Source organism: Butyrivibrio sp. FCS006, from assembly GCF_000424525.1.
GTDB lineage: Bacteria > Bacillota > Clostridia > Lachnospirales > Lachnospiraceae > Butyrivibrio.
In genome coordinates this window covers 1-16,422 of the sequence record NZ_AUKB01000012.1, presented here as the reverse complement: position 1 = coordinate 16,422, position 16,422 = coordinate 1, and the positions used below count along the sequence as shown (strand labels likewise).

At 46.4% G+C, this 16,422-nt stretch carries 18 protein-coding genes, 1 tRNA gene and 1 rRNA gene; 19 read left to right on the top strand and 1 reads right to left on the bottom strand.

All coding sequences use genetic code 11. The annotated features are described in order from the left end of the window. Positions 1-12: 12 nt before the first annotated feature. The 11 genes from G633_RS0103185 to G633_RS0103135 all read left to right on the top strand — a co-directional run bounded on the left by G633_RS0103185 (position 13) and on the right by G633_RS0103135 (position 9,022). A complete protein-coding gene (locus G633_RS0103185) occupies positions 13-345 on the top strand; it encodes a cupin domain-containing protein (RefSeq protein WP_026519046.1) in 333 nt (110 codons plus the stop codon). Next, positions 342-512 carry a DUF6472 family protein gene (locus G633_RS20055; protein ID WP_022767772.1) on the top strand — a complete coding sequence of 57 codons (171 nt, stop codon included), beginning with the start codon at positions 342-344 and terminating at the stop codon, positions 510-512. Before G633_RS0103185 ends, G633_RS20055 begins: the two co-directional genes overlap by 4 nt. 9 nt (positions 513-521) lie before the next feature. After that, positions 522-1,622, top strand: coding sequence for an ABC transporter ATP-binding protein (locus tag G633_RS0103175; RefSeq protein WP_026519045.1), 1,101 nt, complete (start codon positions 522-524; stop codon positions 1,620-1,622). After that, the gene (locus G633_RS0103170; RefSeq protein ID WP_026519044.1) at positions 1,619-2,509 is read left to right on the top strand and encodes a carbohydrate ABC transporter permease; all 891 of its coding nucleotides are present in this window, start codon (positions 1,619-1,621) and stop codon (positions 2,507-2,509) included. Before G633_RS0103175 ends, G633_RS0103170 begins: the two co-directional genes overlap by 4 nt. A gap of 26 nt (positions 2,510-2,535) precedes the next feature. After that, the gene (locus G633_RS0103165; RefSeq protein WP_026519043.1) at positions 2,536-3,408 is read left to right on the top strand and encodes a carbohydrate ABC transporter permease; all 873 of its coding nucleotides are present in this window, start codon (positions 2,536-2,538) and stop codon (positions 3,406-3,408) included. Between the two features lie 19 nt (positions 3,409-3,427). Further along, complete coding sequence (locus tag G633_RS0103160) at positions 3,428-5,014, top strand: extracellular solute-binding protein (protein ID WP_035770622.1); 1,587 nt, start codon at positions 3,428-3,430, stop codon at positions 5,012-5,014. A gap of 52 nt (positions 5,015-5,066) precedes the next feature. Continuing rightward, positions 5,067-5,804, top strand: coding sequence for a hypothetical protein (locus G633_RS0103155; protein WP_026519041.1), 738 nt, complete (start codon positions 5,067-5,069; stop codon positions 5,802-5,804). Positions 5,805-5,870: 66 nt separating this feature from the next. Continuing rightward, entirely contained in the window at positions 5,871-6,539 is a 669-nt protein-coding gene (locus G633_RS0103150; RefSeq protein WP_196804224.1) for an NUDIX hydrolase, read from the top strand. A gap of 47 nt (positions 6,540-6,586) precedes the next feature. Next, positions 6,587-7,510, top strand: a complete 924-nt coding sequence (locus G633_RS0103145; protein ID WP_026519039.1) for a hypothetical protein — start codon at positions 6,587-6,589, stop codon at positions 7,508-7,510. 54 nt (positions 7,511-7,564) lie between these two features. Then, positions 7,565-8,305 (top strand): DUF6033 family protein, encoded by a 741-nt coding sequence (locus tag G633_RS0103140; RefSeq protein WP_026519038.1) that lies wholly within the window; start codon positions 7,565-7,567, stop codon positions 8,303-8,305. Between the two features lie 15 nt (positions 8,306-8,320). After that, the gene (locus G633_RS0103135) at positions 8,321-9,022 is read left to right on the top strand and encodes a LytR/AlgR family response regulator transcription factor (RefSeq protein ID WP_026519037.1); all 702 of its coding nucleotides are present in this window, start codon (positions 8,321-8,323) and stop codon (positions 9,020-9,022) included. Positions 9,023-9,073: 51 nt separating this feature from the next. On the opposite strand, the gene G633_RS0103130 is transcribed toward G633_RS0103135, so the two are convergent. Beyond that, positions 9,074-9,159: transfer RNA gene (locus tag G633_RS0103130), tRNA-Ser, on the bottom strand. 153 nt (positions 9,160-9,312) lie between these two features. On the opposite strand from G633_RS0103130, the gene G633_RS0103125 reads away from it, so the two are divergent. The 8 genes from G633_RS0103125 to G633_RS0103090 form a co-directional block, all read left to right on the top strand. Then, on the top strand, positions 9,313-10,386 hold the full coding sequence (locus tag G633_RS0103125; protein ID WP_022767762.1) for a 6-phosphofructokinase: 1,074 nt from the start codon (positions 9,313-9,315) through the stop codon (positions 10,384-10,386). Positions 10,387-10,420: 34 nt separating this feature from the next. Further along, a complete protein-coding gene (gene dnaX / locus G633_RS0103120) occupies positions 10,421-12,022 on the top strand; it encodes a DNA polymerase III subunit gamma/tau (RefSeq protein WP_022767761.1) in 1,602 nt (533 codons plus the stop codon). Between the two features lie 2 nt (positions 12,023-12,024). Continuing rightward, complete coding sequence (locus G633_RS0103115) at positions 12,025-12,372, top strand: YbaB/EbfC family nucleoid-associated protein (RefSeq protein WP_022764712.1); 348 nt, start codon at positions 12,025-12,027, stop codon at positions 12,370-12,372. After that, on the top strand, positions 12,372-12,971 hold the full coding sequence (gene recR, locus G633_RS0103110) for a recombination mediator RecR (protein ID WP_022767760.1): 600 nt from the start codon (positions 12,372-12,374) through the stop codon (positions 12,969-12,971). The genes G633_RS0103115 and recR overlap by 1 nt, the downstream gene beginning before the upstream one ends. A 31-nt stretch (positions 12,972-13,002) precedes the next feature. Next, on the top strand, positions 13,003-14,046 hold the full coding sequence (locus G633_RS0103105) for an aldose epimerase family protein (RefSeq protein ID WP_022767759.1): 1,044 nt from the start codon (positions 13,003-13,005) through the stop codon (positions 14,044-14,046). 32 nt (positions 14,047-14,078) lie between these two features. After that, a complete protein-coding gene (locus G633_RS0103100; RefSeq protein WP_022767758.1) occupies positions 14,079-15,305 on the top strand; it encodes a DUF5711 family protein in 1,227 nt (408 codons plus the stop codon). A gap of 9 nt (positions 15,306-15,314) precedes the next feature. Then, positions 15,315-15,770: a CvpA family protein gene (locus tag G633_RS0103095; RefSeq protein WP_022767757.1), complete on the top strand. Its 456-nt coding sequence runs from the start codon at positions 15,315-15,317 to the stop codon at positions 15,768-15,770. Positions 15,771-15,972: 202 nt separating this feature from the next. After that, positions 15,973-16,422 (top strand): 16S ribosomal RNA (locus tag G633_RS0103090); the annotation flags it as partial.

The window sequence follows — 16,422 nt, the reverse complement described above, 5'->3', positions numbered from 1 at the left end:
GAGGATGAGAAAATGATAGACGAGAGATGGGTATTTCATAAGGATGTTAAGGCAGAAGATCAGGGAAACGGCGTGGTAAGGCGCGTTCTTGCATACAGTAAGGACCTCATGTGTGTTGAGAACACCTTTGAGAAAGGCGCAATAGGAGCACTTCACCACCACCCACACACCCAGATCACTTATATTGTAAGCGGCAAATTTGAGTTTGAGATTGATGGGGTAAAAAAGATCGTGGAAGCCGGAGACACCATGCTCAAGATGAACGATGTGGTTCACGGATGCGTATGTCTTGAAGCCGGAATTCTTCTGGATATCTTTAATCCCATGAGAGAGGATTTTGTATGATCTGCGACAGCTGCGCAAATTATGTGTATGATGAGGACTGGGAGTGTTACACCTGTATGGTGAACATGGATGAGGACGACTACTACAGACTCATGTCCGGCAATAATAAGGAGTGCCCTTATTACCAGGATGGCGATGAGTACAAGGTTGTAAGACACCAGATCTGAGGGGAGAGTATGAAAATAGTATTTGAGCACCTCACAAAGAGGTTTCCCAACAGGAATAGGAAGATAAAGGATGAGGTGGTTGCTGTCTCTGACTTCAACTTCACGATTCCGGACGGCAAACTGGTGGGGCTTTTGGGGCCTTCCGGCTGTGGTAAGAGTACCGCGCTGAATCTTATCTGCGGACTTGAAAAGCCTACGGAAGGAAGAATATATTTCGAGGACCTTGATGTTACGGACCTTGAACCCGAGAACAGGGGAGTGGGACTGGTTTTCCAGAACTACGCCCTTTATCCGCATCTGACCGTAAGGCAGAATATCAGATTTCCTCTTGAGAACCTTCGCGGAGACAAAAAGCTCTCCAAGGAAGAAATGGAAGAGAAGGTCCAGGCAGCTGCCAGGCTCGTTCAGATCGAGGCGCTTCTTGACAGAAAACCCAATGAGATGTCCGGCGGACAGCAGCAGAGAGTGGCCATTGCCAGAGCACTGGTAAAGGTTCCTAAAGTTCTTTTACTGGATGAGCCCCTCTCAAACCTTGATGCGAGACTGCGGCTCAAGACCAGAGAAGAAATAAAGCGCATCCAGGTTAAAACAGGCATCACTACTGTGTTTGTAACCCATGACCAGGAAGAGGCCATGAGTATCTCAGATATAATCGTTGTCATGAAAGACGGCGTCCTTCAGCAGATGGGCAAGCCCCAGGAGGTTTACGACGAGCCGGAGAACCTGTTTGTTGCCATGTTCCTTGGAACTCCGCAGATCAACGTGTTTGAAGGCGCCATAAAGGGTGAGAAGGTGTACATCGGAGACGAGGCTGTTATGGATGCCAAGGGGGCAAAGGATAGAGACGTCTTCGTTGCAGTAAGACCCGAGGGCTTTATTGTTGACCCTGACGGACCATTGTCATGCACGTTTATAAACAGGGAAGTTATGGGCCGCGATACCAGTGTTATCGCATCGCACGCGCTTTTTGAGGGCGAGAACATAAGGGCGATCATACCTTCGGAAGAAGATGTTACGCCGGTAGACGGAATCGTGAGATTTTCCCTTAAGCCTTTTAAAGTTAAATTATTCGACAGGATCAGTGAGGAAAGGATACGGATTAAGTCATGAAAAAGAATCTGACGGCCTGGCTGTGTCTTCTTCCTGCGCTGGCCTTTCTTTTGGTATTTATGGTTTACCCTCTTGTTGATGTTTTCATCTATTCCTTTGAAGAGGGCTATAACTTCGCATCCCAGAGCTATTTCGGCGTTGGGCTTTATAACTACAACTATGTCCTTCACGACCCGTACTTCATTCAGGCATTGAAGAACACCTTCATTATCGTTATCATTACAGTTCCGCTCTCTACCGGAATCGCTCTTTTGATTTCCTTGGAACTCAGTAAGATAAGGTACATCAGGAATTTCTTTCAGACGGTTTATTTTCTCCCCTATGTGACAAATACTTTGGCTGTGGGACTTGTCTTCATGATCCTCTTTAAGAAGACGCCTTACTCCGACGGCCTCGTTAATATACTGATACAGTTCTTTGGCGGAAAGGGCGTGGACTTCATCGATGGTCCCTATTGGGCCAAGATGTTCGTTATGTGCTTTTACACCATCTGGATCGTTATGCCTTTCAAGATCCTGATACTGACCAGCGCCTTGGCATCGGTGAACCCCATGTATTACAAGGCTGCCAAGGTGGACAACACATCGCCCTTCAGGATCTTTTACAAGATCACGCTTCCGATGATATCGCCCATGGTCTTTTACCTGGTGATCACAGGATTTATCGGAGCGTTCAAAGCCTACAGCGATGAGGTGGCTCTTTTTGGAACTGACCTGAACGCTGCGGGGATGAATACCATCGTGGGCTACGTCTACGACATGCTCTACGGCAACAGCGGCGGATATCCGTCCTTTGCTTCGGCAGCGGCCCTGATACTGTTTGCCATCGTATTCACCATCACCACCATCAACCTCATGGTCAGCAGAAAGACTGTGTTCTACAATTAAAAGAGCTTTAAGAGGAATTTAGATAAATGGACAAAACGCAAGTAAAAAAACTTGAGAGAGAAAGCAGAATAAAAGAAGCTGCAAGAACAGCGCTGCGCTACTTTTTCCTGGCGCTCTGGGCGCTTTTGGTGCTGTTCCCGTTTTACTGGATGATACTTACTTCGGTAAAGAGCTATGGAGCGTACAACTCTGAGTACATCCCGAAGTTCTACACCTTAAGCCCTACCACGGCGAACTATATTCAGGCCTTCACGGCAGTGCCTCTTGCCAGGTACTTCCTGAACACCCTGATATTTACCGTAGTCACCACCGGTCTTATGATGATTGTCGTCATCTTTGCGGCTTTTGCCTTCGCAAGACTTGATTTTAAGGGAAAAGACATTGTCTTTTCAATGTTCCTTTCTCTCATGATGATACCTAACGAGCTGGTCATCATAACGAATTTCGTTACCATAACAAACCTGGATCTGCGCAATACTTATCTGGGTCTTATCCTGCCGTCGGTTACTTCGGTGTTCTATATTTATCTGCTCAAGGAGAATTTCGAGCTGATCCCGGAGGAGCTCTACAAGGCAGCCAAGGTGGACGGAACATCGGATATGAGATATCTGTTCAGGGTCATGATCCCGATATCAAGACCAACTCTTGTGACCATCATTATCCTGAAAGTTATTGAGTGCTGGAACAGCTACGTCTGGCCAAGACTCATTACCGATGATAAGAATTATTTCCTGGTATCCAACGGAATCCAGGAGATCAGAGAAAACGGCTTCGGAAGAGAAAATGTACCTGCCATGATGGCGGCGGTTGTAGTTATCTCGCTTCCTCTGGTAGTTCTTTTCCTGATCTTCAAGAGGAAGATAATGGAGGGTGTAGCTCGCGGCGGAACCAAGGGCTGAGCTTTGTGTGAGGAACAGTATGAAGAAGATTAGAGTTATGGCGATGGCGCTGGCAGCAGGTGCGATGCTGCTTACCGGATGCCATGGAGCCAAGGCCAACAAAGCTTTTGAGATTCCCGAGAGCTTTGATGAAAACAAACAAATACAGATCACCTTCTGGGCTAAGAACGACACCAACGTTGTGCAGAGCAGGATCTATGCTCAGGCTATAGAGGATTTTGAGAAGTTATATCCTAACATCACGGTAAACCTGCGTCTGTACACCGATTACGGCAAGATCTACAACGATGTTATTACCAATATTTCAACGGGCACAACTCCGGATGTCTGCATTACCTATCCGGACCACATCGCCACATACCTTACGGGCAATAACGTTGTGGTGCCACTTGATGACCTCATGGCAGATGCCAGGTACGGCCTTGGAGGGAGCGAGCTGAAATACGACTCACCAAGGAAGGATGAGATCGTAACCGAGTTCCTTGATGAAGGGATCATCGGTGATAGCCACTATGCGCTTCCCTTTATGAGATCCACTGAGGCCTGTTACGTAAATGAAACCTATGTAGAAAAGCTTGGCTTTACTCTTCCCGAAGTCCTCACCTGGGACTTTATGTGGGAGGTAGCCGAGGCGGCTACAGAGAAAAACGAAGACGGAACCTACAAAGTAAACGGACAGAACGTCATGATCCCTGTGATCTACAAGTCCACAGACAACATGCTGATAACAATGCTAAGGCAGGAAGGTGCGCCTTACACCGACAGTGACGGAAACGCCCTTCTTTTCAATGACGAGACAAAAGACATCCTGAAGACCGTTGCGCAGCATACAGAAACGGGGGCTTTTTCCACCTTCAAGATATCCGGATATCCGGCAAACTTTTTAAATGCCGGACAGTGCATCTTTGCCATTGATTCAACTGCAGGCTCCACCTGGATGGGCAGCAAAGCGCCTCTTCTTGATATCGCGCCGGACAAGGTTGTGGACTTTGAAACTAAAGTGATGCCCGTTCCGCAGTATGATACTTCGGATGTTAAGATGATCTCCCAGGGCCCTTCTCTTTGCATCTTCAATAAGAAAGACCCGCAGCAGGTTCTGGCATCCTGGATGTTTGCACAATATCTTTTGACAAACGAGGTACAGATAGCCTACTCAAAGACTGAAGGGTATATTCCTGTGACCACCAAGGCGCAGAACAGCCCTGAATATCAGGAGTATCTTGCAAAAGAGGGAGAGGACAACTCCGAGCACTATGACGTAAAGATAAAGGCAGTCAAGCTCCTTATGGATAACACAAAAAACACCTTTGTAACCGAGGTGTTTAACGGCTCCGCTTCAGTCAGAGACGCGGCGGGACAGCTCATAGAAAACGTGACAAAGTCCGTTCGCAGAAAAAAGACTGTGGATGATTCCTTTATAGAAGCTCAGTACAAAGAGGTAAAGTCGCTATACCACCTGGATCAGAGGAGCGCAGGTGGTGCATCCGGAGAGAAAAAAGCTTTAGGACCACTTCCCGGTGCGTCGAAAGCTCTTTTAACAGTGCTTGTACTGGCGTGGGCCTTGATAGGGCTTGTCGCCTTTAGGGAATACAACAAGAAAAAATAATGTGCTATAATCATTTTGCTAAAACAGTAGCACACACAAAAGGAGAAAAATTATGAAAAAGACATTGGCAGTAGTACTTACTATGGTAGTCGCTCTGTCGACTGCAGCATGCGGGGCTTCAGGAAGTGGCAAGTCAGCTAAGAGCGAAGGCGTTATGACTTACGCTGAATACGCAGCAGCTGAGCTTGATTCTGAAGTAGTTGTTGAGACTTATGTTCAGGCTAAGCAGTCATGGTGGGAGAACAAAGCAACCATCTATACTCAGGATGCTGACGGCGGATACTTCATCTATGAGCTTCCTTGCACAGAGGATGAGTACAACAAGCTTGTTCCCGGAACAAAGATCAAGGTTACAGGTTACAAGTCAGAGTGGTCTGGCGAAGTTGAGATCGTTGACGCAACTTATGAGATTGAGAGTGGTGACACCTACGTTGCTAAGGCACAGGACGTTACAGGTCTTCTTGGCAAGGATGAGCTTGTTGAGAAGCAGAACGTTTTTGCAGCATTCAAGGGCCTTACAATCGAGCCTTCAAAGGATGCAAACGGAGCTGATGTAGCTTACCTTTACAAGTGGGACGGCTCAGGAACAGAGGGCGATGACCTTTACTTCAACGCTTCTGTTAACGGCCAGACCTATACATTTACAGTAGAGTCTTACCTTTGCGGTGCTGACACAGAGGTTTACAAGGCAGTTCAGGGTCTTGAGATCGGTCAGACCGTTGATATGGAGGGATTCCTCTACTGGTACGAGGGTGCAAATCCTCACATCACAAAGGTTACAGTTAAGTAATCAAAGTCACAAATAAGCCCCATGGTTCTAGGAACTATGGGGCTTTTATGCAAAAAGGGGACAATTATGGAAACAGGAAAAATGCCAAAGATCACAAAGGAATGTGTTGAGAATGTAGTAGACAAGAAGTTCCTCCGGGTTTACGACTTAAAGTACGAAGAGGGAAAGCACTATTTTGATGCCTCAAGAAGATCGCTCGAAAACCTGGTTGCACCCATGAGCGAGGATGAGTTTAAAGCCATGATCCCGGACGCCGTAAGCTGCGTTGTTATCGTGGAGCTTCCCGGCAAAGAGCCACAGCTTCTTTTCTCCTATGAGTTCAGATATCCCACAGGAAGGCTCCTTTTAAGTGTTCCTGCAGGCCTTGTGGATCCTGAGGATAAAGAAAAAGAAAATCCCCTGATCGAGACAGCAAAGCGTGAGATCTTTGAGGAGACAGGCATTGTGGTGGATGAAAACAGAGATGAACTCTTTGTTATAAATCCGCTTCTGTTCAGCTCGCCCGGAATGACTGATGAGAGCAACGGCCTTGTCTGCGTTAAGCTCCACCTTGATAACCTTGATATGCTGGATCAGACCGGCGCTCTTGGCCAGGAATGCTTTGATGGATTCGAACTGGTAAATGAGGATAAGGCAAAAGAGCTTTTGAAGAAGGGAGTAGATGACAAGGGGCATTTTTACTCCGTATATACCTGGTCTGCGCTGATTTATTTTATATCAGGTTTATGGAAATAAGGGTGATTTCTTTATATAATTGAAATTACCTAGAGGAGGGTAAAATTATGAAAAACAGACTTTTGGCGGTATTTATGATCACAGTTTTATCAGCTGCCATGATGACAGGCTGTGGTAAAAAGGATGCACCCGTAGAAGAAGTTCCCGAAGTTGTGACTGAGGCATCAACTGAGGAGGCTAGCGTAGAGGCACCTGCCCCGGCGCCTTCAGATGCTGCAACAGAGGAAGTGTCAGATCCGCTCATCACAGCAGATCTTGATGAGACCATCGGAAACGGAATCCTTATAACCATCAACAATTTTTATAAAGCAGGCGAGACTCAGGGTGAGGGCCATATCCTTATGGACAAGGAAGAGCCTGATGAGAACGGCGAGATAAAGTGCTATGTGCTTGAGACCTTCGGAGCTTACGAGTTCCAGGACGGAAACTTTGTAAGATGCGCAGGTTCAGGCGTTATCCCTGCAGTTGTGACGGTTAAGGCCAATGATGACGGGACCTATGAATTCATATCAATCGAAGAGGCTGAAGACGGAAGCAACTTCGTTGATTCTATCAAGGAGAACTTTCCTGAGAAACTCTGGAGCAGATGCATCACCATCGAGGATGATGACAGAAACGAGCTGAATAAACAGGATAGGGCTTATGCCGAGGAGTACCTCAGCACTATCGGAAGAGAAGACGCCGAGATTGGAGATTATGGCGACTTTGAGCACACTCTTTTAACCGATGAGGGCGTATCCGTAGAGGTTTCCAACAAGATGGTGGATGTTCAGTCAGGAGACGGATTTGAATTTTTCTGCCCAATGTGGATAGGAGACCGTGAAGTTCTTGATGAAAATGTCCGATATACATATAAGACAGAGTATGACAAAAAGAAAAATGAGATAACATTCTCAAAGGTATTGTATGAGACAGGTGAAGTGCTGGAGTCATCAACATACGATGCCAAGACAGGTGACAAAGTAGAATAATTGATTTGATAGCAAGGATGCTAGCGAGACTATACTCGAAAAAAGGAGGGAACCATGAGCAATATTTCTGAGATCACTGCTGCAAATACCGGCGCTGCTCTTGAGACCAACAAGGCTCAGAGTGCCGGAAAGACCGGTAACTACGGCAAAACTGTCGGAAAGCCCCAGCTTAGTGAAGCCGGTGCTAAATACTACGAAGAACTTAAGAAAAAATATTCGGGCATGGACTTCGTTCTTGTAAGTAAAGACATGAAGGAAGTTGCCAAGCAGAATGCCAGCTCCTATGGCAATGCAAACAGGATGGTAGTTCTCATCGATGAAGAGAAGATCGAGAGAATGGCCACTGACGAGAATTATCGTGCAAAATACGAAGGCCTTATTGCCAAGGCTCAGTCACAGATGCCACAGCTTAAGTCCGTTATGGCTAATCAGCCCGGTGTTAAGACCATCGGAATGCAGGTTAATGACAACGGTACAGCTTCGTTCTTTGCTGTAATGAGCAAGTCCAATCAGGACATGACTGAGAAGCTTGCTGCCAAGAGAGCAGAGAAGAAGGCTGCTGAGAAGGCGGAGGCCAAGAAAGAAGCCAAAAAGGAGCAGATGGAGAAGCTCCGGGAAGGGCATCTTGATAAAACCGACAAGGTACCTGATGAGGAGGATTACGTTATCCTTCAGGCAGATTCCGTGGAGGAACTTGTCAAGAAGATTGAGGATTATAATTTCAGTCTGAGAGCGGATTCCGTTCAGACGCCATATGAAAAGAGTATTGGACAGTCTATAGATTTTAAGGGCTGACGATCCGGGGGTTATATGTACAAACTGGCGATATGTGATGATGAGAAAAGCTCTGCTGCTGAGGCGGCAGAGCTTTTGGAAAAATATAAGGCGGCTCACAGCGGCCTTGAATTTAGCGTGGATATCTTTTATACGTCCTTAGATCTTCTGGGGGCGATGGAAAAGAAGGTCTACGATATCTTTTTGCTGGATATCTATATTGATAAGATCAACGGTATAGAGCTGGCTGAGACCATAATGAAGAACAATGAGAATGCCCATATCATTTTCATGACATCCTCAAATGCTTTTTACAAAGATGCCTTCAGGATCCATGCAGCTCATTATCTCGAAAAACCTATTCTGCAGGAAGAGTTCTTTGAAGCCATGGACAGGGTTTGTACTGAGGAAGAGGAAGACCATTATTTGACCTTCAGAGAGAGCGGAGAGGTCCACAAGGTTTTAATGGATGATATTCTGTACGTGGAGTCTGAGGACCATTACAAGAGGATTGTAACCGGCGATGACAGTTTCCTGATCAGAAGTACCATGCAGGCTCTTCAGGAAAGCCTTGATCATCCTCAATTCTATGCCATGGGAGTCAAGAGCATTATAAATCTCAAGAGAGTTTTAAAGATCACCAAGGACTCAGTTGTTATGGAGAACGGAAAAGAGTTTTCGGTACCAAGAGGAACTTACAGAAGCCTTAGCGAGTTGGTACTTAAATATACATTCTAAATAAAAAAGTGAAAGCTCCCACAGATTGTGGGAGCTTTTATTGGATAAAAGCGGAGACGGCGGGATTCGAACCCGCGTGCCCCGGAGGACAAACGCATTTCGAGTGCGCCTCATTACGACCACTTTGATACGTCTCCATGCGCTTCGGACGATGCTCCGAAGCGTTTTTTATTATACTTTTTTAATGAACCATAGTCAACCGGATTACTTGGCAGTATGGACTGTATTAATGTATAATTACTAGTAGTGTGCATTTACAAATTTGAATATTCAAAGGAGGCCTTTTTCACATGATGAGAATTGGTATGTTGACTAGCGGTGGTGACTGTCAGGCTTTGAATGCAGCAATGCGCGGCGTTGTTAAGTGTATTGCGCACAGTGGTGAGGAAGTTGAGTTCTATGGCTTCAAGAACGGCTACAGAGGACTCATCTACAGCGATTTCAGAATGCTTACATCCAAGGACTTTTCAGGAATCCTGACAAAGGGCGGAACTATTCTTGGTAGCTCCAGAACACCTTTTAAGACAATCAGAGAACCTGATGAGAACGGACTTGATAAGGTAGAGGCTATGAAGCAGAATTATTACAAGCTTCAGTTGGACTGCCTTGTGGTTCTCGGAGGAAACGGTTCACAGAAGACCGCTAACCTCCTTTCAGAAGAGGGACTTAATGTAGTATCTCTTCCGAAGACAATTGATAATGACCTTTGGGGCACAGATATGACCTTTGGTTTCCAGAGTGCCGTTGACGTTGCGACCAATGTTATCGATAATATCCATACAACAGCTGACTCCCATGGCCGTGTATTTATCATCGAAGTTATGGGACATAAGGTTGGATGGCTTACTCTGAACGCAGGCCTTGCAGGCGGTGCAGACGTTATCCTCATCCCCGAAATTCCTTATGACATCGGCAAGATCTGTGACGCCATCGAGGCAAGAGATGCAAGAGGCAGCAGATTTACCATAATCGCTGTTGCAGAGGGTGCTATCTCCAAGAAGGACGCCAAACTCTCCAAGAAGGAATACAAGGAGAAGATGGCCAACTACAAGTACCCTTCAGTATCCTACGAGATAGCAGAAGCAATTCAGAAAAAGACAGGACATGAGGTAAGAGTAACCGTTCCCGGACACATGCAGAGGGGCGGAGCTCCTGATCCTTATGACCGTGTATTTGCATCAAGACTCGGAGCAGAAGCCGGACAGCTCATCCTCAACAAGGAATACGGCTTCATGGTAGCTTACAAGAACAGGGAGATCGTTAAGGTACCTCTTTCCGAGATTGCCGGCAAGCTCAAATACGTTTCGCCGGATGCCAGCATCATCAAGGAAGCCAAGATGCTTGGTGTATGCTTCGGGGATTAAGTGATTTTAAGTTTTGTTGGAGTAGTTTTTTACAATGGGTTATGTAGCACTATACAGGAAATTCAGACCCCCGGTCTTTGAGGATGTCAAAGGCCAGGATCATATAATTACAACGCTCAAGAATCAGATCAGATCGGACAGAGTTGGACATGCTTACCTGTTCTGCGGAACTCGTGGAACAGGTAAGACTTCTGTTGCAAAGATTTTGGCCAAGGCGGTTAACTGCGAGCACCCGGTGGATGGAAGTCCCTGCGGTGAATGCGCTATGTGCAAGGAGATCGCCGCCGGCAACAGCATGAACGTCATCGAGATCGATGCTGCGTCCAACAACGGCGTTGATAATGTCAGAGAGATCATTGACGAGGTCTCCTACTCCCCAACCAGAGGCAAAAAGAAGGTTTACATCATCGACGAGGTACACATGTTATCCGCCGGTGCTTTTAACGCGCTCCTGAAAACCCTTGAGGAGCCGCCGGAATACGTTCTGTTCATCCTGGCAACCACGGAGGTCCACAAGATCCCCATCACTATTCTCTCAAGGTGCCAGAGATACGACTTCCACAGGATTACCATCGATGATATCGAGGGAAGGCTCAGAACAGTAGTTGACGCAGAGGGTATAAAGGTTGAGGACAAGGCCCTTAGATACATCGCCAAGACTGCGGACGGATCCATGAGAGATTCACTAAGTCTTCTTGATCAGTGCATAGCCTTTAACTACGGCGAAGAGCTCACCTATGACAAGGTCCTGGGAGTTCTGGGTGCGGTAGACACTGAGGTATTCAGCAATCTCTTTTCCGCGCTCTACGAGCAGGATGTAAACAAGGCTCTGACAATCTTGTCGGATGTAGTTATCCAGGGTAGGGAGCTCACACAATTTGTTAACGACTTTGTATGGTACCTCAGAAACCTCATGCTGGTACAGGCTTCCGATCAGATGGAGGACGTGGTTGATATTTCAACCGACAATCTTAAGATGCTCAAGGAACAGGCAGCAGGTGTTAGCAGCGATGCAATTTTAAGATTCATAAGGATCTTTTCCGAGCTTAGTGCAAACATCAGGTATGCGACACAGAAGAGGATACTCATAGAGATCACGCTCATAAGGCTCTGCAAACCGCAGATGGACAAGGATGAACAGGACTCCTTCGAAGACAGGCTCAGGATCTTAGAGGAGCACGATGAGAAGAACAGCAAGGTCCTTAGCGGAATTCAGACGGGACAGATCGCAGTAGCATCAGCAGGAGGCGCAGGTATGGCGGCTTCGCCGGTGGTAAAAGAGAAGAAGACCTTAGAGAGGGCTGTTCCCGAAGATATACAAAAGCTTGTTAAAAGCTGGCCACAGGCCGTAGCAAGAATGGGTAACCCCATGAAGACTTACATGCAGAGAGCTAAGCTTAGCCTTGGCAATGATGACAGACTTCAGGTGGTTTTTGATAATAAACAGCTGGCAGACAAATACTCAAGCGGAGAGTTTGTGCAGGAGTTCCAGGATACACTGGATGCCATAATCGGCAAGCACGTTGAGTATGAGGCCAGATTCCTCGAACCCACCCAGAATTTCGAGGAGAATTACGTAAACTTACAATCCATCAATTTTGATGTTGTAACAGAAGATGAAGAAGAGGAGAATTAACAATGGCAAAAAGAGGCGGATTTCCCGGCGGCGGAATGCCCGGTAACATGCAGAACCTTATGAAGCAGGCGCAGAGAATGCAGCGCCAGATGGAGGAGAGCCAGAAAGAGCTCGAGACCAAGGAGTTTACTGCCAAGGCAGGTGGCGGAGCTGTAGAGGCTACCGTTATGGGAAACAAGACTTTAAAGAGCATCACAATCTCACCCGATGCAGTTGATCCCGATGATGTGGAGATGCTCCAGGATATGATCGTTGCAGCTGTCAACGAGGCTATGAAGCAGGCTGATGAAGCCAGCGGCGCAATGATGAATAAGATGACAGGCGGATTAGGCGGAGGCCTTGGATTTTAATGGAATTATACAGCGGACATATCAACCGTTTAATTGAAGAACTGGCAGCCCTCCCGGGAATCGGGGGCAAGTCCGCTCAGAGACTGGCTTTTTACCTGATAAATCTGCCCAAGGACAGAGTTAAGAAATTGGCGGATTCTATCGTGGATGCCAGAGAGAACGTGCACTATTGCGAGGTATGCTGTACTCTCACCGATGAGGATATATGCCCTATCTGCAGCAACCAGAACCGTGATCATCACACAATCATGGTTGTGGAGAATGCAAGGGACCTGGCAGCCTATGAGAAAACCGGCAAGTACGAGGGTGTCTACCACGTACTTCACGGGGCGATTTCTCCTATGCTTGGAATAGGGCCCGGAGATATCAGGCTCACTGAGCTTATGAAGAGGCTTCAGGAAGAGGATGTTGACGAAGTGATCATCGCCACAAACTCATCCCTTGAAGGTGAAACAACAGCTATGTATATCAGTAAACTTGTCAAACCCACAGGAATCAAGGTTACAAGGATAGCCAGCGGAGTACCTGTCGGGGGCGACTTGGAATACATTGATGAAGTCACGCTCCTTCGTGCTCTTGAGGGAAGAACAGAGCTATAAGGCGTGGCGCAAGCGATTAAGGAGGTCACAAATGGCAGTAAAAAGAGAGTTTTGGGGAGAGGCTCCAAGTGGTGCACCTATCTATGTGTATCATTTGACCAACCAGTCCGGTGTTGAGGTATGCGTTCTCAACTACGGTTGTACTATCAGAAATATCTTTGTACCTGACAAGAACGGCGAGAAGGTTGACGTTGTTCTTGGCTATGATGACTACAAGGAGTACTTTGGAAACGACTGCTTCCTCGGTGCTACTGTAGGACCTACAGCAAACAGAATTGCCAATGCCAAGTATTCGATAGATGGAAAAGAGTTTATCCTTCCCATCAATGATGGACCAAACAATCTTCATACCGATATGAACAACGGTTTCCACAAGAGAGTGTGGGACGCTGAAGAGGGCGAGAATTTCGTTACCTTCACGCTTAAGGTTGACGACGGAGATCTTGGATTCTCCGGAAACAGAGAGTTTAAGCTCACATATACACTTACAGATGACAATGCTCTTGAGCTTCACTACCATGCAACAAGTGATGCCAAGACTCTGATCAACATGACAAACCATGCGTACTTTAACCTGGCAGGTCAGGGCTCAGGAAGCTGTCTTGACCATGTCATGAAGATGTACACATCACATTACACACCTGTTATTGATTCAGCAGCTATTCCTACAGGTGAGATAGCTTCTGTAGAGGGAACACCTTTCGATTTCAGAGTTGCCAAGACAATCGGCAAGGATATAAACGCAGACAACGAGCAGCTTAAGTTTGTTGGCGGATACGATCACAACTATGCTATTGACGGCGCTGACGGATCAATGAAGGTATTCTGCGAGGTAACAGCACCTGCAACAGGAATCACAATGAAGTGCTCAACAGATCTTCCGGGATTCCAGCTCTATGCCGGCAATTTCCTGAAGCATCCAAACGGCAAGGGCGGAAAGGCTTATGTGCCAAGAGACGGATTCTGCCTTGAGACACAGTTCTATCCAAACTCAATCAATGAGGCCGGATTCCCTGACTGTGTATTTGGACCTGACAGAGAGTATGATACAAAGACTGTTTATCAGTTTGTATAAAGAAATAAAGGATATCGTTTGGAGGTTGGCATTTGGCTGAAGTACGTGATTTTGCCTCATATGCAGAAAAAGTTAATAACGGGAATTATAGTCAGAGGTCTTCCGAAGACGAACCTTCTTATAAGGAAAAGATAAGAAATCACAAGCTGGCGGTCTTGTTCAGGACCGCCGGCATTACCTTTGTAGTCGTATTGCTTGTTGCACTGATCTATCTTAGCTGGAGAGACAAGGAATATTCGGAGGCTCTTCTTGAGAACGAAGCACCTATAACCAACGGACTTGACTCAAAAGTATTGGGCCTTGGCGGACATGTCATTCAGTACAGTAAGGATGGTGTGAGCTGCATTAATCCATCGGGACAGGTTCTCTGGAATCAGACCTATGAGATGCAGAACCCTATAGCAAGGACATGTGGCTCGGTGGTGGCGGTTGGTGACTACAACGGCCACAATATTTATGTCAACAGCACATCAGGTTCCATGGGAGTTATTGATACCAATCTTCCTATCAGAGATTTCTGTGTATCATCCCAGGGCGTAGTGGCTGTAGTTCTTGACGGAACAGATGTAACCTGGATCTACCTTTATGATGCAGAAGGCAATACTATTGCCAACTTTAAGACCACCATGAAGGACAGTGGATACCCGATTGACATTAGCATCTCGCCAAACGCAGAGCTTGTGTGCGTATCCTATCTGTATCCTGACGAAGGCGCTCTTAAGACCAGTGTGGCGTTCTTTAACTTTGGCTCTGTAGGACAGAACTCTATAGACAACTATGCAAGCGGATACGAATATCCGGGAGTAGTGGTTCCTTATGTTCAGTTTATGAATACAAGTTCCTGCTTTGCTGTGTCTGATGACAGAGTGATGTTTTACACGGGAGATCAGAAGCCTGTCAGCCAGGCAGATTATTTTACCGGTGAAGAAGAGATAAAGTCTGTCTTTAACAGTGAATCATACGTGGGCCTTGTGTTCCCCAACAGCACTACCGATGGAGCGTACAGACTTCAGGTGTACAATGACAAGGGTGACAGCATACTTACTACCTACTTTGATATGGAGTGCTCGGAGATCATTTTCAATAACAAGCAGATCATCATATATAATGAAGACGAGTGCCTCATCATGGATATGAACGGGCACGTTAAGTACCATGACAAATTTGAAGTTCCGGTAAGGACAATGGTTCCAACCGGTATCAGAAGTAAATTCACATTGGTGACCGGAAACAGCGTGGTTACCATGAATCTGAAATAGGAGAAACAAATGAGTTTGGAAATTTCACAGATAGTGATCACCGTCGTTGTGGTATGTCTGTTTCTGTGGAGAATCTCATATGGAACAAATAATGGCCTGTTTGCGGAAGCAGCAGGCCTTATTGCTGTAATAGCATCTTACATTGCTGTGTACTATCTTATGAGTATTACAGGGAGCGTGCTTAGTAATAAGTTCGGCGAGGTTATCCCCAAGATCGGATACCTGGTAGCAGCGTTCCTTGTTTACAGTCTTATGACAGCTCTGGCCGGTGCGCTTCGCAAGGTAAAAGAGATACCGATTTTAGGAGGGCTGGACAGACTGCTTGGAGGAGTTCTTGGTGGAATAGAAGCTGCTATTATAATTTATATTGTTGAATTTATTACAGGATTCGATCTTTTTGGACCTGCAATAGCCGCTTGGAATCAGCTTTTTGGCTACATTCAAAAAACTTTTATAAAGAATTAAAAAAAGTAGTTGACATGCCAAACCTCCTATGCTATTCTAAATAAGCTGTCGCTGAGGCAGTGACAACAAAGCACCTTGACAAATAAACAGTAATGCAACCCTGAAAAATTCCAAGAGAATTATTCAGAAGTAACAAACCAAAAGTAATAACGGACAGAACGAAAAGCTAACGTTTTAGTTCTGGCTGGAATTGAACTTATTTTAACGTGAGAGTTCGATCCTGGCTCAGGATGAACGCTGGCGGCGTGCCTAACACATGCAAGTCGAACGGAGTTTACTCGCTGATGAAGCTTCGGCAGAATCTTGAGTAAACTTAGTGGCGGACGGGTGAGTAACGCGTGGGCAACCTGCCTCATACTGGGGGATAGCAGTTGGAAACGACTGATAATACCGCATAAGCGCACGAGATCGCATGATCTTGTGTGAAAAACTCCGGTGGTATGAGATGGGCCCGCGTCAGATTAGCTAGTTGGTAAGGTAACGGCTTACCAAGGCGACGATCTGTAGCCGGACTGAGAGGTCGGACGGCCACATTGGGACTGAGACACGGCCCAAACTCCTACGGGAGGCAGCAGTGGGGGATATTGCACAATGGAGGAAACTCTGATGCAGCGACGCCGCGTGAGTGAAGAAGTATTTCGGTATGTAAAGC